This is a genomic window from Variovorax sp. GW823-FHT02B07 (assembly GCF_058797695.1).
Window position 1 is genome coordinate 408912 of record NZ_JBXAJX010000001.1, and the last position, 18778, is coordinate 427689.

Below are 18778 nucleotides of genomic sequence, written 5' to 3' on the forward strand. Positions count from 1 at the left end.
CGCGATCCATTCCGCGAGGAGCCGAACATGAACGACGGTGGCTGCGACGATGACGATGCCCCCGGCGACCGCCTGCTCTCGCAGGGCGCCGAGGTGCTGGTGCGCGAGATCGCCGCGGCGCCGCCCGACGCGCTGCACTGCGATGTGCTGGTCATCGGCAGCGGCTACGGCGGCGCGGTGGCGGCGGCACGGCTGGCGGGCGCGCTGTCGCTGGACACGGCGCCCGGCATCGCACCGGGCGCCGTGCCGATCAAGGTCTACGTGTTGGAGCGCGGCAGCGAATACCTGCCGGGCGAATTTCCGGCCACCTTCGCCGAGCTGCCGGGGCATGTGCGCTTCAGCATGCAGGACGGCCGGCCCGCGCGCGGCAACGCCTCGGGGCTGTTCGACCTGCGCCTGGGCGGCGAAGTGAACGCGCTGCTCGGCAACGGGCTGGGCGGTGGGTCGCTCATCAATGCGGCGGTGATGGAGCGCGCCACGCCCGATGCCTTCGAGTGCGGCGCCTGGCCCGGGGGCCTCGACCTTGCCGCGCTGGCGCAAGGCTACGGCAAGGCCGAGGCCATGCTGGCGCTGGAGCAGATCCCCGAGAGCGTGTCGAAGCTCGACTCCCTGCTGAAGGCCGGCGCGCGGCTGCATGCGGCGAGCGGCAAGGCCCATGTCGCCATCGCTTTCGCCGACGGCACGCACACGCCGGCCCAGGTGGCGATGCACCGCTGCCTGCGCTGCGGCGACTGCGTGAGCGGCTGCAACCACCGCGCCAAGAAATCGCTGGACACCAACTACCTGGCGCTGGCCCACGCTCGGGGCGCGCGCCTGTTCACCGGCGGCACCGCGCACCGCATCGCGGCCCTGCCGGGAGGCGGCGGCTATGCCGTCGAGTTCTTCTTCACCGACCGGCGCAAGGCGCGCACCGACAACGCCCGGCCCTACGTGGTGCGCGCGCGGCGGGTGGTGGTGGCCGCCGGCACGCTGGGCTCCACCGAGCTGCTGTTGCGCTCCAGGGGGCCGGGCCTGCCCGTCTCGCTGGCGGTGGGCCGCGGCTTCTCGGCCAACGGCGACATGATCGCGGTGGCGGCCGCGCAGAACGACGAAGCGCTGTCCAGCGCGCCCGAAGGCGAGGCGCCGGCACAGCGCGGCATCGGGCCGACCATCACCGGGTTGCTGCGCACCTGCGCGACGCAGGGCGAGCGCCCGCTGGTGATCGAGGAGTTCGCCATTCCCGCGCCGCTGCGCCGCCTGCTGGCCGAGGTGGTGACCACCACCGACGCGCTGCAGGCGCTCGCGCACGTGGACCTCGACCTGCACGCGCCGGACGAAGGGCGCGATCCGCTGGCCGTGGACGACGACATGCTGCGCCGCACGCCGGTCTACGGAATGATGGGCGACGACGGGGCGGCCGGCCAGATCGGCTTCGTCGGTCATGGCGGCGAGGGCGCCGTGCTGGCCGACGCGCAGGTGCGCGTGGCATGGCCGAAGGTGGCCGCGTTGCCCGTGTTCGAGGCGCAGATGCGCGCATTGCATGCGGCCCACGATGGCGCGGGTGGACTCGGCGGGCGCGTGCTGCCCAACCCGCTGTGGAAACCGATACCGCCGTTCGGCAGCCTCGCCGACCTGGTCGGCCAGCTGGAGGACGTGGGCTCGGTGCTGACCGTGCACCCGCTGGGCGGTTGCCGCATGGCCGACCGGTGCGAGCGCGGCGTGGTCGACAGTTGGGGCCGCGTCTACGACGGCGCTGCGGGTGCTTCTGCCGTGCCGTCGCTGCTGCCGGGCCTGGCGGTGCTTGATGGCTCGATCGTGCCGGTGTCGCTCGGCACCAACCCCTCGCTCACCATCGCCGCGCTGGCCGAGCGCGCGGTGCCCGTGCTGGCCGAGGACTGGGGCCTGGCGCTGGCCGGTTCGCCGCAGCCGCCGCCGTCGCAGCGCCCGTTGCGGCGCGACCTGACCCGTCCCCGCGCGCCCGCGCCCACGCGCGTCTCGCTGCGCGAACGCATGACGGGCCGCGTGCACATCGACGGCCAGGCCTTCGCGTTGAGCGCCGAGGTCGAATTCGAGCCGTTCGACGTGCCGACCCTGCGCGCGACGCCGCGCGTGCTGTCCCAGCCGGTGGTGGTCCTGCGCTTCGGCAAGGGCGGCGACGCGCCCGTCGCGCATTGCACCGGCACCGCATCGATGCTCGTGCGCGAGAAGAGCGACAGCATCGAACGCATCCTGCGCAGCCACGGGTTGGCGCGCAAGAAGCTGCTGGCGCTGGTGCAAAGCCTGCTGGACGCGCGCGCCGCATCGGCCGGCGGCGCGATCGATGAGGACGATGCCGTCTTCGAGGGCCCCGCCATGGCCGACCTGCTGGCGCTGTGCTCGCACCTGGGGCAGGTGCGCCTCATCGAGTACGACTGGACGGTGGCGCGCGTCGCGCACGGCGCGCCGCTGAAGGAGGGCGACCGGCTGCGGCTCACCAAGCGCATCGCGTTCGTCGAAGGCGGCAACCCGTGGCGGCAGCTGAGCGAGGGCGAACTGCAGCTGCTCGGCCCCGATGCGCCGAAGCCGCTGGGCCGGCTGGTGCTGGACCCTTCGTACTTCGTCGAGACGCTGCAACCCCTGCTGCGCGTCGAGCACCAGCAGGACATGCCCAACCAGCTGGCGGACCTGGCCGAGCTGGCGCTGTGGGTGCTGCGCATCGTGCTGCAGGTTCACCTGCTGCACTTCGTGCCGCCGCCCGACTCGCCGCAGCGCGACTGGGAGCGCCTGCCGGGTGAGGTGTACGGCGTGCGGCCCGAGCCGGTCGAGCTCGTCACCGCGGCGGGCCCGGGCAGCGCGCCGCCGCGGCTGCTGTCGCGCTACCACCCGCCGGTGCGCCGTGCGGGCACGCGGCCCGTGATGCTGATCCACGGCTATGGCGCAAGCGGTTCCACCTTCGCGCACAGGAGCATTCCCGGCAATCTGGTGCACAGCCTGCTCGCGGCCGGGCGCGAGGTCTGGGTGCTCGACCTGCGCACCAGCATCGGCTTTCCGAACCGGCCGCGGCGCTACTGGTCGTTCGACGAGGTGGCGGAGACCGACATTCCGGACGCCTTGCGCACCGTGCAGGCGGCGCATGCGACACCCGACGAAGCGGCGCCCATCCAGGTCGACGTGGTGGCCCATTGCATCGGCGCTGCCATGTTCAGCGTGGCGGTGCTGCGCCTGCCGGGGCTGCATGCGTCCATCGGCGCGGTGGTGCTGTCGCAGGTGGGGCCGTTGCTGCGCGCCACGGCCTTCAACCGCTTCCGGGGCTATGTGGCGGGCTACCTGCAGCAGTTCATCGGCATCGACGAGTTCGACACGCGACCCCCGCTCACGCGCATGAAGCGCCTGCTCGTCGACGGCCTGCTGGCGACCTTTCCCTACCCCGACGACGACGGGGAGGCGCAGCGCCTGCGCGAGGCGCCGGGCTTCGCGGCCGTGCGGCACCGGGCCGACGCCATCTTCGGCCAGACCATGCGGCTGCACAACATCGGCAAGGACACGCTCGATGCGCTCGATTCGATCTACGGCTTCGTGAAGGTGCGCGGCCTCGCCCAGGTCGGCAACTACGCCCGCGAAGAGGTGCTGACCGATGCCGGCGGACAGGGCCACTCGGTCGGCTTCGAGCAGGTCGGCCAGCGCTTCGGCTTTCCGGTGTTCATGCTGCACGGGCAGCGCAACGCAGTGTTCGACTGGCGCGGCTCCTACGAGAGCTTCTGGCTGCTCAAGCGCGTGTTCGGCAAGGACGAAGGCCTGCCGCGGGAACCTCCGCAGCTGCCGGAGCCGTCGGACGCTTCGAAGCCTTCCGGGGGCGACCTGTTCCTCGGCGAAGGTACCCCGCACCAGCTGCTGGTGCTCGGTGACTACGGCCACCAGGACACGCTGATCGGCGAGAAGGCCTGCACCGACGTGTTCCCGCACATCGTGCGGTTTCTCGAGGCCTTCGATCACAAGCCCGCCCGCGGCCATCCGGTGCCGCCCGACTGGCGGGCCAGCCTGCCGTGGACCGGCCCGTGGCTCGGCCTTGCGAGCCGGTCGGCGGACAACGCGGGCCGGCTGCATTGCCGGCTGGCGCTGCGCGCGCCGCCCGCGCATGTGTCGGCGCGCGCCGTGGTCTTCGTGCCCGCGTGGCGCCGCGACGGGCGCTGGTGCTTCGACTTCGAATGGATGGTGGGCCTGGAGACCACGCGCGAAAAGCTCCTGCAGGAGGCGGTGGAGATCGACCTGTTCGACGACCGGCTCGCCGACTACCAGGGCTTCGCGGTGCTGACGGCGCACGACGACCTGCCCATGGCGCGCGGCCCCTTCGAGGTGCTGGGCCGGCGGCTGCCGGCCGGGCTGTTCGCGCAGCCGCAGGACGAGCCCATCGAGCCCATCCGCAACCAGGTGATGAAGACGCTTGGCGCCGCCACCGACGCGCAGCGCGAGCGCGCCGTGGTGCGCCTCGACCCCGCATGGATGGGCGCCGTGCAGCGCGAGGGCGAGCCCGCACAGGCCTCGCTGTGCTTCGTGCTCGCCAGTTGCCAGTACGTGCCGGGCCTGGTCGACCGGGTGCCCGCGCAGGCGTCGTACCGGCGGCTCGCGCAGCGGCTCGAGGTGCTCGCGCCGCCGCACAAGCCGCAGCTGTTGGTGCTGGCCGGCGACCAGGTGTATGTCGACCAGACCGCCGGGCTCTTCGTGCCGGCCGGCGGCGACGACGTCGGCCAGGCCTATGCGCTCACCTTCAGGCTGGAGGCGCTGCGCCAGGTGATGGCCTCGCTGCCGACCTGTCCGCTGCTCGACGACCACGAAGTGATGGACGACTGGGAGCCGGGCCCCGACCCCTGTGGAACGCCGGCCGTGCGCGCCGCGCTCGACGGCTACGTCGCGCAGCAGCACAAGCTGGTGCGGGGCATCGGCCCGCAGCGCGACCCGCGTCCCTTCGACTACCGCATGGCGCCGGCCGGCTTTCCGTTCTACATGCTCGACACGCGCAGCACGCGACAGCGGCGGGCGCTGCGCACGGACGCGCAAGCCACGCCGCTGGACCAGGCGGCGATCCGTGCCGAGGCCGGCATGGGCGACCTGAAGAAGTGGCTCGAGGCTGCGCCCGCCGAACTGCCCAAGTTCATCGTGTCGCCGGTGGCGCTGTTCCCGATGCCGCGCGCGGCGGTCTTCGGCGACCCGGCGCAACGCCTGGGGATGGACGACTGGAGCGGCTACCCGGCCTCGCAGCGCGCGCTGCTCGAACTGCTGCGCGACACCACCGCGCGCCACGTGGTGGTGCTGTCGGGCGACCGCCACATGTCGAGCGTGTCGAGCCTCTGGCTGCAGGCGGCGGGCGGACCGGTGGAGGTGATCTCGGTCGTGTCCTCGGGCCTGTATGCACCCTGGACCTTTGTCAATGCGCGGCCCGACGCGTTCTGGCTCGACGGCCAGGTCGAGCTCGGCGCCGTGCCGGGTGCCTTCGGCGCCACCATGGTCACGGCGGCCGTGGGCACCGGCAACGGCTTCGCCGTGCTGCAGGTGGAGCGCGGTGCCACCGGGCATTGGCGGCTCGGCGTCACCCTCGACCTGGACGACGGGCTCACGCAGTGCCTTCGCGAGCTCGATGCGGCCGGCGGTGGCTGGACGGTGCAGGGGCCGGCGCGCTTCGCACGCAAGTAGGGCCTGTGATCCGCGACAGCCGGCAGGCGAAACGGGCGCGCGAAATCGACAGGCCGTTTACAGGCACCGTACGCACGACACAGTGCCATACAAGCCATTGCACAGTTGCCTTCACAGTGCTCTTCCGCCGTCGCCGGCGCCGTTGCCACGGAGTTTGCGTAGGCCACCCACAACGCCCTTCGGCCACCTTGCCGAGGGGCCATCGGAGCACAAGCCGTGTTGTCGCAGAAAAAGAACGCCGCCTTCCTCGTCTCGACCTCGGGCCACCGCCTCCCGGCGTGGCCGTGGCGCGCAGGAAGAAGCAGGCCTCGTTCGCGTACGCCGGCTGGATCTGGCGCGCAGAAAAGTAGCGCTTTTTAGTTAATGCCATGTAACGCCCTCGGGCGTTACCGACAGGCCAACCAGGCGCTTGGACGCACGCGCTCGGCTGAACGCATGCCGACTGCGCGACGTCAGAGGGGCATGTCATGTTCACCCGTTACGCCATCCGCGCGCTGCTGTGCATCGCCGTCGTGCCGGCCATCTCCGAGGAGCCCGCACCCATTCATGGCCGCGTGTTCCTGAGCAAAGCCGAGGTCGAGAGCACCTTGATCGGCAAGCCCATCGTTTCGAGCAATCTGTCGACCGGCATGGTCTCGCGCTGGCAGTTCTATACGGATGGCCGCGTCGACTTTGTCAACCAGAGCGGACCGGGCAAGGCGTCGGGCAAATGGGTTCTCAACGCCGACGGCTCGATGTGCGTGACGATGATTTCCCGAACCGGATGCCGCTACTGGTTCAGGAACGAGAAAGACGGCGCCATTGCGAATGCCAGGACCAGGGAGCCGAATGCGCCGACCGTGGCCGAGATACGGTTCGAGTGATGGTGCGGGACAGCGCCCTCAACGCGCTCAACGCGCCGGTGATGAAAGCGCACGCATCCAGCGTTCGCGCTCTTCGTCTTCCAGCGCCAGCAGGCTCTCTGGCGAACCGCCGCCGCCGACCACGCGAAGGTCTTGCAGTTGCTTGCGCACCTCGGGCGTGGCAAGCACCTGGGCCACGGCTTCCTGCAGGGTGCGATTGGATGCGGCCTCCGAATTCGCGGGCGCCCAGAGGCTGAAGTGATCGTAGGTCGTGTAGCCGGCCAAGGGCGCGCTCGAGCCCAGCGTCGGCCATGGCACACCTTCGAAGCTTTGCGGGTGCGCCGGGTCGGCGGTGGTGCCCAGCACACGCAACTGGCCGCGCCGCACGGCGACCGCCACGCCGTTCACGGGCGCGAACAGCAGGTCCACCGCATGCGCCTTCGTGATGACGTCCGAGTCGGGGTACATGCCCTTGAAGACCACGCGCTGCACGTCGACGCCGCTCGCTGCGCGGAACTGGCCGAAGGCGAGGTGGCCCGTCCAGCCGTCGTCGCCCGTGCCGATGCGCAGGCTGCCCGGGTGGGCCCGTGCGTAGGCCAGCAGGTCGTCCGTGCTGTGAATGCCCAGCGTGTCGGCCTTCGTGCTGTCGATGGCCAGCACCAGAGGCTCCGACGCCAGCAGCGTGACGGGGCGAAGGGAATGCATCAGCGCATCGATCGGCGCGGCCTGGTGCACGCCCTCGATGCCTCCGCGCGGCAGCCGCAGTGCCGCGAGCAAGACCTTCTCGTTGCCGCCCTCCGTCATCAGCCGGCGATAGTCGGCCTCGGTGGCTGTCGGCACGTGATCGACCTGCACGCTGCGTCCCAGCAGGGTGGGCAAGTGGCTGGCCAGCATCTCGGCATAGTGGCCGCTGCGGCCACCGGGCGGAACCAGCACGGTGACGTGCAGCGCGGGCTGCGGCACGGCGGCAAGCCATTGCCCTGCATCGTTCATCAGGCCATAGCGTAATTCCCACGCGCCGCCCGTGGACGCGTTGCGCACCAGGGCGTCGACCACCCAATGGCGGCCCACGCGGTGGAACTGCCGGATGATCGGCCGTTCGTCCTGCCACCCGGGCGGCCGCCAGTCCTCTGGGAACGCGCCCGAGACGACGGCGTAGCCATGACGGAACCGGCGCGCCGATTCGAACTGCGGCGCGATCGCCCATTGGCCCCGCGCGTTCTGGTAGCCCCATCGGCCGGTGACCGCGTCCTTGACCGGCCGCAGCGCGGCGCCGGTATCACCGCTGCCGTGCAGTCGTTGCCAGCGACACACCTGCGGCGTGCTGGCGTTGCGCTGCAGATCCAGCCCGGCGGCGGTGCACAGCTGGATGCGCCGCTGGGCGGTTGCGTCGGGCCGCTCGCCGAAGATGAACGGGATCACCATGCGTCCGCGCGCGTCGATCAGGCCCGAGCCGGTGGAGCCAGGCGTCACCATCTGCCGCTTGTAGTCCATCCACCGTGCAGTGGTGATGTCCCGCGGCGGGGCGGGGGGGCGCCACTGTCCCCGCGCATCGCGCAGGCCGGGCTGTGCGAACACCGTGTCCACCTGCAGCTCGGAGGGCACGGGCCTGGATCCTTCGGGCATCAGGTAAGAGAGGGCGGCGGGGGAGTCGGCGGAGATCGTGTCCTTGCCATCGCAGCTCACGGGCGGAACGGCCCACTGGCCTTGCGCATCGATGCGCCCGTTGGCCGTGGTGGTGCGCAGTCCGCCGCCGGGCTTTCGCTCCACCAGCCACACCCGGTGCAGCGGCTGCAGTGCGGGATTGACGGAGATGTATTCCTGCCGCACGACCTGCCAGCGTCCGTCGCAGAAGCTGCGCGCCGTCGGCGACAGGAAAAGCACGCGCCCGTCGAGGGCGTCGAACAACGCGGGGGCGCGCTCGCTGTGCTTGCCCGGATTCAGGCTCAGCCAACGCGCCCGTTCGATCAGGTTGGGGGCGATGCCGATGGTGAAGGTGAAGATGTCTTCCCACGGCGGCGCCTGTGCATCCACCGGCTGCAGGTGCCAGGTCGGCTGCATCGGCAACGCGCGTTCCGGGTTGGCGTACAGCGCCTGGTAGGTCGGTGGCGCTGCGCGGGCTGGACCGAGGGCGAGGCCGAGCCACAGCAGGGCGGCAAAGAGACGCAGCCGCTTCATCGGGCGAGCGAGAAACAAGGGTTCAGCCTCGGGTCGTGGCCGCAGATGGAGGCCATTCCATCGCAGGCATCGCAGTTCGTCGAGGCGCTCGCGGTTGAACGCGCGGCGGCTGTTTGCCTGCTTGAACGATTTGTGGGCCCACGCTCAAACTTCGTATGCATAGATGCAAGTGAGCTCGGCCCCTTTCAGCGCGGATTGAAAGGGCTCAGGCGCATTCTTGAGGATGGCGCCAAAGCTGGCGTTGAGTTTGCCGGCACCCATGCTGCCTTTGTACTTGATGCTCTTGGGCTTGGCTTGAAGCTGGAGCTTGTTCGAACCGGACAGCGCAGCCTCCAACCTGAAGACGCCATGGCGGAAATCGGTGGACTCGGAGGTTTCCGCCTGGGGTGAAACCAGGCGCATGGTTTTCCCGCCATAGGAGAGCTTCAGATCGACCTCCACGATGGAGGCGGGAACATCACCCACCAAGATGAGTGCCTGCCCCGCGTGACTGCCCGTGCAGTTCAGTCGCGCCGTATTGGCACCTGCGAGGGCCTGACCCGAGAGGGCGGACAGCAACACGAGGGCGCAGAGAGGAAAGATTTTTCTCATAGGTTCTCCAAGGCACTGACGCGATGCATCCCGCACGACCTGCGAGACAGGCTGGGCAGCGCGAACATGCCGGTCACGGGCTCCTCCACAAAAACGTTTCTGATCATAGGTGGAGCCATTCGCCGCGGATGCTCCGCTTCTCATCGCTTTCCATGCCCCCACTGGTCCGCCCAGGTTGACAGCGGCTTCAGCGCCTTCGAAAGCCGCCGCCCTTCGTCCGTCAGTCGATAGCCACCCTCGGCATGTTCGACCAGGTCGACTTCCCTCAGTTCGGTGAGCCGCGTGTTGAGCAACCGGGTGTTCGTCTCGCAAGCGTCCTGCAGGGCCCTGAAGGTCAGCGAGCCCTCCCGAAGTTCCCAGAGCACGCGCAGCGCCGTGCGCCGGCCCAGCAGGTCCAGCGCGACCATGAGGGGGCGGCCGGTGGTGGAGCCGCGAACTGGACGGCCGATGCGAGGTGTTGTCATGCTTTACTTTATACAGCAACGGACCTACGATGGCGTGGCCCTTGAATCAGGAGTCTGCATGCCCGCACGCATCGAGCCAGCAACGCCACCATTCGGTGAAGACATTTCCAGGTCACTCGACGGGGTGATGAAGGGACAGCCTCCCTTGCGGCTGTTCACGACCTTGGCACGCGACCCGCATCTGTTTCAGAAGTTCTTTGCCGGCGGGTTGCTGGACAAAGGCCACCTGAGCATCCGACAGCGCGAGATCGTGATTCACCGCACGACGGCATTGTGCAAATCCGAATACGAATGGGGCGTCCACGTCACGGTCTTCTCGAGGCTCGCCGGCCTGACGCCAGAGCAGGTTCAGGCGAGTGTCACGGCTTCAGCGAACGACGCCTGCTGGTCGGCCGAGGACCAGGTGCTTCTGCGCCTGTGCGACTCCTTGCACGCGCACGCCGACATCGACGATGGACTGTGGGACGCGTTGCGAACGTACTTCAGCGAAGAAGCCATCATCGAACTGCTGATGCTGGCTGGCTTCTATCGCACCGTCAGCTACCTCACGAACGGGCTGCGCCTGCCCCTGGAAGCGTCGGGCGCACGATTCCCCGCTTGAGGCGATCAACCAGCGTGCAACCCCAGGAGAAATCTCGATGATCAAGGTCAGTGTCATGTACCCCTACGCCGCAGGCGCGCGCTTCGATCACGCGTACTACCGCGAGAGGCACATGCCCATGATGAAGCGACTGCTCGGCGCTGCGTGCCTGTACTACATGGTGGACAAAGGCATCTCGGGGCGTGGTGCGGGCACCGACCCTGCGTACATCGCCAAGTGCGACTTCGTCTGCACTTCCGTCGACGCTTACCGGGCAGCCTCTGCCCAGCACCAGGAGGAGATCCGGGGCGACATTGCCAATTACACGGACATTCAACCCATGGTGCAGATCAGCGAGGTGGTCGTGGAGCGTTCGGAGGTTTGAGTTCCCTCCGAGCACGGGGCGTCGGCATGGAGGACAAGCCAATGAGTACGGACAGCCGCATCATCGTGTCGCTCGACTTCCCAGCCGCCGCATTGGCGGCGGACCTCGTGAAGCAGCTGGGCGCAGCGACCACGCACTACAAGGTCGGCCTGCAGCTGCTGACCGCGGCGGGACCTTCGGTCGTCCGCGAGCTCGCAGAGGCAGGGAAGAGCGTTTTCCTGGACCTCAAGCTGCTGGAAATTCCCAGCTCGGTGGCGGGCGCGGTCACCGCAGCCGGACATCTGGGTGCGTCGATGGTGACGGTGCACGCCTCAGGCGGTTCCGCCGTGCTTCGCTCGGCCGTCCAGGCCGCGAGCCCGTTCCCTCAACTGAAGGTGCTTGCGCTCACCGTCATCACCAGCATGAGTGACCAGGATCTGAAAGAGGTGGGCGTTGCGTCGACGGTTCCAGAGCAGGTCGCACGACTGGGCCGCCTGGCAGCCGCGGCCGGTTGCCATGGCGTTGTTTCGTCGCCGTTGGAGGTGAGGCTGCTTCGCGAGATCCTGCCGCCCGATGCCCTGATCGTGACGCCAGGCACGCAGCTGCCAGGCGATGAAAAGAATGACCACGCTCGGGCTGCGACGCCCTCGCAGGCCATCGGGGCTGGCGCGACGCACGTGGTCATCGGCCGCCCGATATCGCGTGCCCCAGATCCTGCAGCCGTGTTCGCCGCCGTGCGCGCAGAACTGGCTACCGCCATCCAACAACACTGAAGCGGTCAGGCGGGTTGGGGCTGGCACTTCGCCGCAGTGCCTGAACAGCCAGCACCACAGCCACGCTCATCGTGCGCAGGACACTGGGTGCTTCCCGCAGCGAAATCAAGGAGGAGGCCGCAGGCCGGGGGACATTCGCGGAGGGAAGTACCCGGTGGCCTGTGCACGCGCCCTGAAGAGTTTCAGCGCAGCGCTTCGACCAGATCCAGCACCATGCGATCCGGCCCGAAGACCTCGACCCCGTGCGCCAGCAAGGCATCCACAGCCTGCGCAATGCCATGGCTCGAAGAAGACTGCTCCGCCATGTCGTTGTAGTACCCCAGGTCCTTCTTCGCATTCGCCATCGAGAACTTCAGCGAATCGGTGCTGCCCGTCAGCAGCTTGGGCTTGAGGCGTTCCAGCGCCACACCGTTGCCGCCGCCCTTGGCGAGCACGTCCACGAACACCTCGGGCTTCACGCCGGCGCGCTGCGCGCAGGCTGCGGCTTCGCACAGCAGCGCCACGGTGCCCAGCGACACGAAGTTGTGCAGCAGCTTCATCGCATGGCCCGCGCCCACATCGCCGACGTGCGTGACGTTCTCGGCAAAGCAGCGCAGCAGCGGCAGGCACGAGGCCAGCACCTCGGCGTCGCCGCCCACCAGCAGGTTCAGGCGGCCTTCGGCGGCCTCCTTGGCGGTGCGGGTCATCGGCGTGTCGAGGAAGCGGCCACCCTTGGCGAGCACGGCCTGCGCCACCTTGGCGGTGGAGGCGGGCACGGCGGTGGAGCAGTCGATCACCACGGTGCCGGGGCGCAGCGTGCTCAGCGCGCCGTTGTCGCCCAGCATCACGGCCTCGACCTGCGGCGTGCCGGTGACGCACAGGATCAGCACGTCGACCTGCGCGGCCAGCGTGGCCACGTCTTTCACCGAGGTGGCGCCGGCCTTCAGCAGGTCGTCGATCGGCTGGTTGCCCGCGTGCTCCAGCACCGTGAGCTGGTGGCCGTGCTTGACGATGTTGCTGGCGATGCCGTGGCCCATGAGGCCGACGCCGACAAGGCCGACTTTGCGCGAGGTTTGTGGTTGTTGTTCAGTGGTGGTCATGAATTCATCCGTGCTTGATGGCGATGGTCTTGAGGGTCGTGAAGCCGAGCAGGGCCTCGAAGCCCTTTTCGCGGCCGAAACCACTCGATTTCACGCCGCCGAAGGGCAGTTCTACACCACCCGCCGCCCCGTAATTGTTCACGAACACCTGGCCGCAATGCAGCTTGTGCGCCATGCGCAGCTGGCGCGCGCCGTCGCGCGTCCACACGCCGGCCACCAGGCCGAAGTCCGTGCCGTTGGCCAGGCGCACCGCCTCGGCTTCGTCGGCGAAGGGCATCACGGCCAGCACCGGGCCGAAGACCTCGCGCTGGGCCAGGTCGCTGTCATGCGGCACGTCGCGGAACAGCACGGCCTCCTGGTAGTAGCCGGTGGACGGTGCCTGCGGTGACACGGTGCCGCGCGCCGCCACCTTCATGCCACTGGCCTCGGCGGTCGCGACCATGTCGCGCACCTGGCGGAACTGCTTCTCGTTGATGAGCGGGCCCATATCCAGGTCTTCGGCGGGCGTGCCCGCGCGCACGGCCGTGAAGCGCTTCGCAAGGCGCTGCACGACTTCTTCATAGATCGACTGCTCCACCAGCACGCGGCTGCCTGCCGAGCAGGTCTGGCCGGCGTTCTGGATGATGGCGTTGAGCAGCACGGGCCCGGCCGCGTCGAGGTCGGCGTCGGCGAACACGATCTGCGGCGACTTGCCGCCCAGTTCCAGCGTCACGGGGCAGTGACGCTCGGCTGCGGCCAGGCCCACGCTGCGCCCGGTCATGGTCGAGCCGGTGAACGAGATGTGGTCGATGCCCGGGTGCGCGCACAGCGCGGCGCCGGCTTCCTTGCCGTAGCCTGTGACCACGTTGAGCGCGCCGGCCGGAAAGCCGACCTCGGTCGCGATCTCGGCCAGGCGCAGCAGCGACAGGCTCGCGTCTTCCGCCGGCTTCACCACGCAGGCGTTGCCCGCGGCGAGCGAGGCGCCCACGCTGCGGCCCGCGATCTGCATCGGGTAGTTCCAGGGAATGATGTGGCCCGTCACGCCGTGCGGGATGCGCACGGTGAGCACGGTGTAGCCGCGCTCGTAGGGCAGGGTGTCGCCGTGCAGCTTGTCGCAGGCACCGGCGTAGTACTCGAAGTAGCGTGCCAGCGCGGTCGCGTCGTTGCGCGCCACGCGCAGCGCCTTGCCGGTGTCGCGCGCCTCGAGCTGGGCCAGCTCTTCGTGGTGCTGCATCACGGCGGCGCCGAGCGTGGCGAGCAGCCGGCCGCGTTCGAGCGCGGTGGTGGCGCCCCAGGGGCCGTCGAAATGCTCGCCCATGGCCTGGCGCGCGGCGCGCACGGCGGCGTCGATGTCGGCAGCGGTGCCGCGTGCGATGGCGCCGAATTTCTGGCCGTCGCTCGGATCGATCACGTCGATGGTGGCATTGCCTTCGGACGCCACGCGGCGGCCGTCGATGTAGTGGGTGGCGTTCATGGGAAGGTGTGTCTCCGTGTGGCGGGTCAGATCAGTTCAGGCCAGCTCAGGCCAGGGCTTCTGGACGTCGCGAATCTGTTCGAAGGCGCGGCTGAACTGCAGCACGCCCAGATCGTCGAAGCGGCGGCCGGCCACTTGCAGGCCGATGGGCAGGCCTTCGGCCGAGTAGCCGCAGTTGACCGACGCGGCCGGCTGCTCCGACATGTTGTAGGGCACCGTGAAGCCGATGTGTTCCAGCGGCCGCATCGGGTCGTTGGTGGGCGAGGCATGGTCCGCGGGCGCGGGCATGTTCGGCGACACCGGCGAGATCACGAAGTCGTACGCCTTGGTGGCGGCGACCGTGGCCGCGCGCGTGGCGACGAACTGGCTGTAGCCGTCGAAGACGTGCGCGCCCGAGAAATCGGCTGCGCTTTCGGCCCATTCGCGGATGTACGGCAGGATCTTCGCGCGCTGCTCGGCGCTCATGGCCTGCATGTCCAGGCACGAGCGCATGCGCCAGAAGTGGTCCATGCCCTGCAGCATCTGCGGCGTCATGAAGGCCGGGATTTCCTCGACGTGCGCGCCGGCCGCCTCGATGCGCCTGGCGGCATCGCGCACGGCCTGCGCGATCTGCGGATCGAGCGGCAGGCCGCAGCCGGCGTCCATGTGCAGCGCCACGCGCTTGCCCTTGAGGAACGACGGATCGACCTCGAAGGCGTTCCAGTCGATCGCGGGCGGCGGCAGCTCGGAATAGTCGCGGTCGTCGGGCTGCGCGACCGAGGCCATCATCAGCGCCGCATCGGCCACGGTGCGCGTCATCGGGCCGGCGCAGCGGCCCATGTAGGGCGAGCTCAGCGGAATGCGGCCGAAGCTGGGCTTGAGCGTGAAGATGCCGCACCAGCTGGCCGGCAGGCGCAGCGAGCCACCGATGTCGGTGCCCACGTGCAGCGGGCCGTAGCCTGCGGCGGCGGCCGCGCCGGCGCCCGCGCTGGAACCGCCCGGCGTGCGCGAGGTGTCCCATGGGTTGCGCGAGAGGTCGTGAAAGCTCGACAGGCCCGACGACAGCATGCCCAGGTCGGGCATCGTGGTCTTGGCCACCATCACCGTGCCGTCGGCCTTCAGGCGCGCGGCGGGGGGCGAGTCGTACGTCACCGGCACGAGCTCGTAGGCGGCGGTGCCCAGCGGCATCGGGTCGCCTTCGGTCGCGAGGTTTTCCTTGATGGTCACGGGCACGCCGTCGAGCGTGCCGCGCGGCGTGCCGGCGCGCCAGCGTTGTTCGGAGGCGCGCGCCTGCTCGAGCGCGGCGTCGGGGCGGAACAGCCAGGTGGCGCGCAGCTGCGGCTCGCAGGCCGCGATGCGCTCGTTGACCGCGCGCGTCACCTCGACCGGCGAGAGTTCCTTGGCGGCGTAGGCGGCGTGCAGTTCCTGCACGCCCAGGGCGTAAAGAGGTTTCGTCATGGCCGCATCAACCCCACGAGATGGCAGCCAGGTCGTTCGCAACGATCGGCATGTTCGGCCACAGGCCCTTCACTTCCTTGCGCGCGACCGTGGGGAACACGGCCTGGAACAGGAAGCCGTTGACGGCATCGTTGGCGAGCATCTTCTGCGCCTCGCCGAGCAGCGCGTTGCGCTTCTTCTCGTCGGGCTCGCTCTGCACCGAGGCGTACAGGTCGCGGAACTTCTTCGAGTCGTAGCCCCAGTAGTAGTCGGGCTCGGTGTACTTCACGAGGTCGAAGGGCTCCACGTGCGCGACGATGCTCAGGTCGAAGTCGTGCCCGCCGCCGAAGGTGCCGCTGAGCCACTGGGCCCATTCGACGTTCTGGATCTTCACGTGGATGCCGATGGCCGCGAGCTGGGCCGCGATCACCTCGCCGCCCTGGCGCGCGTACGAAGGCGGCGGCAGCGTCATGCGCAGCTCCAACGGCGTCTTCACGCCCGCGTCGGCCAGCAGCTTCTTCGCCTTGGCGATGTCGAAGGGGTTGATGCCGGTGGTGTCGACATAGCCCGGCGCGCCGATCGGGTAGTGGCTGCCGATGGCCTTGCCGAAGCCGTCGGCCGCGCCCTGGATCACCACGTTGCGGTCCACCGCGGCCAGGATGGCGCGGCGCACGCGCACGTCGTCCAGCGGCTTGCGCTTGTTGTTGATCGCCAGGATCACCTTGCTGCGCGTGCCCACTTCGAGCACACGGAAGCGCGGGTTGGCGCGGAACTGGCCCACGCTGCGCGTGCCGGCGCGCGGGAAGATGTCGATGTCGCCGGCCATCAGCGCCGCGGTCTGCGCGGCCGAGTCGGACATGAACTTGAAGACGAACTTGTTGACCTTGGCCAGCGCCGGGTTGCGGTACGTCGGCGACTTCACCAGCGAACAGGCCGAGCCGCGCTGCCAGCTGTCCAGCTTGTAGGGGCCGGTGCCCACGGGCTTGGTGGCGTTGGTGTCGGCGCTCTTGGGCTCGACGATGCAGGCGGTGGCCTGGCCGAGCATGAAGAGCAGGTCGGGGTTGGGCTGCGCGGTGGTGAGGACCACCGTGTCGGCGTCCGGCGTCTTCAGGCTGATCTCGCTGAAGAAGCGCTTGTCCTTGTTGGTGCTCTTCTCGCCGGCCGCGCGCTCGAAGCTGAACTTGACGGCGGCGGCATCGAAGGCCTCGCCGTTCTCGAACTTCACGCCCTTGCGCAGCTTGAAGGTGTGGGTCTTCAGGTCGGGCGACGCGGTCCAGCTCTCGGCCAGGAGCGGCGTCACGCTGCCGTCGGCGTTGATCTTGGTCAGCGTCTCGAAGATGTTGTAGTGCGCGATCTCGGCGATGGCCGAGGCGGCGGCGGTCGTCGGGTCCAGGCCCGGCGGTTCCAGCGGCATGCCGATGGTCAGCATGTTCTTGCCGGTCTGGGCCTGCGCGAACAGCGGGAAGGCGCCGGGGATCGCGGCGGCGATGGCGGTGCCCATGAGGGTGCGTCGCTTCAACATTCGGGGGTTCTCCTGGAAGAAAAAAGAGGCTGCCGGTTCGACCCGTTCGGGCCTACCGCGATGGCGTGTGCAGCACGGCCGACAGCAAGGTGCGTGTGTATGGGTGTTGCGCGTGGGCAAAAAGTTCGGCGGGTTGGCCGCGTTCCACGATCTGGCCCTTGAACACCACGCACACCTCGTCGCACAGGTGGTTGACCACGGCGAGGTCGTGGCTGATGAGCAGATAGCTGATGCCGAACTGCTGCTGCAGGTCCTGCATGAGGTTGAGCACCTGGGCCTGCACGGATACGTCGAGCGCGCTCACGGGCTCGTCGGCGACGATGAGCTTGGGCCGCGTGATGAGTGCGCGCGCGATGGCGATGCGCTGGCGTTGGCCGCCGGAGAACTCGTGCGGGTACTTGTCGAGGTCGGTGGTGCGCAGGCCGACGGCGGCGAGCGCTTCGGCGGTGCGCTCGCGCTGCTCGGCGCGGCGCGTTTCGGCCAGGGCTTCGAGCGGCTCGGCGACGATGCGCGCCACGGTCTGGCGCGGGTCGAGCGAGCCGTACGGGTCCTGGAACACCATCTGGAAGTCGCGCCGCGCGGTACGCAGCTCGGCCTTCGAGAGCGCGTGCAGGTTGCGGCCTTCAAGGGCGACGCTGCCCGAGGTGGGCGTGTCCAGCGCCATCACGAGGCGCGCGATGGTCGATTTGCCGGAGCCCGATTCGCCGACGATGCCCACGCTCTTGCCGGCCTGCACCTCGAAGCTCACGCCGTTGAGCGCCTTCACGGTGGGCGGCGGGCCGAAGAGCTTTTCGCGCGGCAATGCGTAGTGCCGCACGAGGTCGGTCACCTGCAGCAGCGGGGTCGAAGAGGAAGACGTCGAAGTCATCGGGGTGCTCATGCGGCGGCCAGCGTGGCGTGCGCGGCGACGGCGTCGAGGTGCAGGCAGCTCACCGCATGGCCGTTGGGTTGGCGGGCCACCGGCGGTTTCGTGGTGTGGCAGGCGTCGGTCGTGAAGTCGCAACGGCCCGCGAAGCCGCAGCCGCGCGGGATGTCGACCAGCTCGGGCACGCTGCCGCGGATGGTGGGCAGTCGGCCCGCGCGCACGGCGCCGAGCGCGGGGCGCGCCGCGAACAGGCCGCGCGTGTAAGGGTGGGCGCGGTCGGCAAAGACCGTTTCGGTCGGGCCGCTTTCCACGGCGCTGCCGCCGTACATCACGAGCATGCGCTGCACGCTGCTGGCGATCACGCCGAGGTCGTGCGAGATGAGGATCAGCGCCATGCCCATTTCGGCGACCAGGCCCTGGATCAGGTCGAGCACCTGCTTCTGGATCGTCACGTCAAGCGCGGTGGTGGGCTCGTCGGCGATCAGCAGGTCGGGGCCGCAGGCCAGCGCCATCGCGATGCCGATGCGCTGGCGCTGCCCGCCCGAGAACTGGTGCGGGTAGGCGTCGAGGCGCGAAGCCGCATCGGGAATGCCGACGCGGTCGAGCAGGTCGAGCGCTTCCTTGCGCGCCTGCGCCTTGGTGAGGCCGCGGTGCAGCATCAGCGGCTCGCCGACCTGGCGCGCGATGGTGTGCACAGGGTTCAGGGCCGTCATCGGCTCCTGGAAGATCATGCCGATGCGGTTGCCGCGCAGCTGGCACATCTGCTTTTCGGGCAGGCCGACGAGTTCCTGGCCGTCGAGCTTGATGCTGCCCGTGACCTTCGCGGTGGACGGCAGCAGGCCCATGAGCGACATCACGGTGATCGACTTGCCGCAGCCCGACTCGCCGACGATGCCCAGCGTTTCGCCGCGCTCCAGCGAGAAGGAAATACCGCGCACGGCTTCGGCGGGGCCGCGCTGTGTCTGCAGGCCGATGTGGAGGTCGTTGACTTCGAGGAGGGGCATG

14 protein-coding genes are annotated in these 18778 nt (G+C 69.3%); 5 read left to right on the plus strand and 9 right to left on the minus strand.

What is annotated here, in order from left to right; all coding sequences use genetic code 11:
- Window positions 1-27 precede the first annotated feature (27 nt).
- Entirely contained in the window at window positions 28-5646 is a 5619-nt protein-coding gene (locus tag AC1RGU_RS02020; RefSeq protein WP_492694384.1) for an alkaline phosphatase D family protein, read from the plus strand.
- Between the two features lie 467 nt (window positions 5647-6113).
- The gene (locus tag AC1RGU_RS02025) at window positions 6114-6509 is read left to right on the plus strand and encodes a hypothetical protein (protein WP_062479336.1); all 396 of its coding nucleotides are present in this window, start codon (window positions 6114-6116) and stop codon (window positions 6507-6509) included.
- A gap of 27 nt (window positions 6510-6536) precedes the next feature.
- Here the strand turns inward: AC1RGU_RS02025 and AC1RGU_RS02030 are convergent, their stop codons facing one another.
- The 3 genes from AC1RGU_RS02030 to AC1RGU_RS02040 form a co-directional block, all read right to left on the minus strand.
- The gene (locus AC1RGU_RS02030; protein ID WP_492694386.1) at window positions 6537-8666 is read right to left on the minus strand and encodes a tripartite tricarboxylate transporter substrate-binding protein; all 2130 of its coding nucleotides are present in this window, start codon (window positions 8664-8666) and stop codon (window positions 6537-6539) included.
- 144 nt (window positions 8667-8810) lie between these two features.
- Window positions 8811-9257 carry a hypothetical protein gene (locus AC1RGU_RS02035; RefSeq protein WP_492694388.1) on the minus strand — a complete coding sequence of 149 codons (447 nt, stop codon included), beginning with the start codon at window positions 9255-9257 and terminating at the stop codon, window positions 8811-8813.
- 140 nt (window positions 9258-9397) lie between these two features.
- The gene (locus AC1RGU_RS02040) at window positions 9398-9664 is read right to left on the minus strand and encodes a winged helix-turn-helix transcriptional regulator (RefSeq protein ID WP_492694390.1); all 267 of its coding nucleotides are present in this window, start codon (window positions 9662-9664) and stop codon (window positions 9398-9400) included.
- A gap of 115 nt (window positions 9665-9779) precedes the next feature.
- Here AC1RGU_RS02040 and AC1RGU_RS02045 point away from each other — a divergent pair, with 115 nt between their 5' ends.
- From AC1RGU_RS02045 to pyrF, 3 genes are read left to right on the plus strand one after another with little or no spacing between them, the layout of a single operon-like run.
- The gene (locus AC1RGU_RS02045; RefSeq protein WP_492694392.1) at window positions 9780-10322 is read left to right on the plus strand and encodes a carboxymuconolactone decarboxylase family protein; all 543 of its coding nucleotides are present in this window, start codon (window positions 9780-9782) and stop codon (window positions 10320-10322) included.
- A gap of 37 nt (window positions 10323-10359) precedes the next feature.
- Window positions 10360-10686 (plus strand): EthD family reductase, encoded by a 327-nt coding sequence (locus AC1RGU_RS02050; RefSeq protein ID WP_492694394.1) that lies wholly within the window; start codon window positions 10360-10362, stop codon window positions 10684-10686.
- Window positions 10687-10727: 41 nt separating this feature from the next.
- Entirely contained in the window at window positions 10728-11438 is a 711-nt protein-coding gene (gene pyrF, locus AC1RGU_RS02055) for an orotidine-5'-phosphate decarboxylase (RefSeq protein WP_492694396.1), read from the plus strand.
- Window positions 11439-11620: 182 nt separating this feature from the next.
- Here pyrF and AC1RGU_RS02060 read toward each other — a convergent pair whose 3' ends face one another.
- The 6 genes from AC1RGU_RS02060 to AC1RGU_RS02085 are packed head-to-tail and all read right to left on the minus strand — an operon-like array spanning window position 11621 to window position 18777.
- Window positions 11621-12517, minus strand: a complete 897-nt coding sequence (locus tag AC1RGU_RS02060) for an NAD(P)-dependent oxidoreductase (RefSeq protein ID WP_447741999.1) — start codon at window positions 12515-12517, stop codon at window positions 11621-11623.
- A 4-nt stretch (window positions 12518-12521) separates the two neighbouring features.
- Window positions 12522-13970, minus strand: coding sequence for an aldehyde dehydrogenase family protein (locus tag AC1RGU_RS02065; RefSeq protein ID WP_492694398.1), 1449 nt, complete (start codon window positions 13968-13970; stop codon window positions 12522-12524).
- A 36-nt stretch (window positions 13971-14006) separates the two neighbouring features.
- Window positions 14007-15407, minus strand: a complete 1401-nt coding sequence (locus AC1RGU_RS02070) for an amidase (RefSeq protein WP_492694400.1) — start codon at window positions 15405-15407, stop codon at window positions 14007-14009.
- A gap of 7 nt (window positions 15408-15414) precedes the next feature.
- Window positions 15415-16908, minus strand: a complete 1494-nt coding sequence (locus AC1RGU_RS02075) for an ABC transporter substrate-binding protein (RefSeq protein WP_492694402.1) — start codon at window positions 16906-16908, stop codon at window positions 15415-15417.
- Window positions 16909-16960: 52 nt separating this feature from the next.
- Window positions 16961-17776 (minus strand): ATP-binding cassette domain-containing protein, encoded by an 816-nt coding sequence (locus AC1RGU_RS02080; protein WP_492694404.1) that lies wholly within the window; start codon window positions 17774-17776, stop codon window positions 16961-16963.
- An 8-nt stretch (window positions 17777-17784) separates the two neighbouring features.
- Window positions 17785-18777 carry an ABC transporter ATP-binding protein gene (locus AC1RGU_RS02085; protein ID WP_070061677.1) on the minus strand — a complete coding sequence of 331 codons (993 nt, stop codon included), beginning with the start codon at window positions 18775-18777 and terminating at the stop codon, window positions 17785-17787.
- Between the last annotated feature and the right edge of the window lies 1 nt (window position 18778).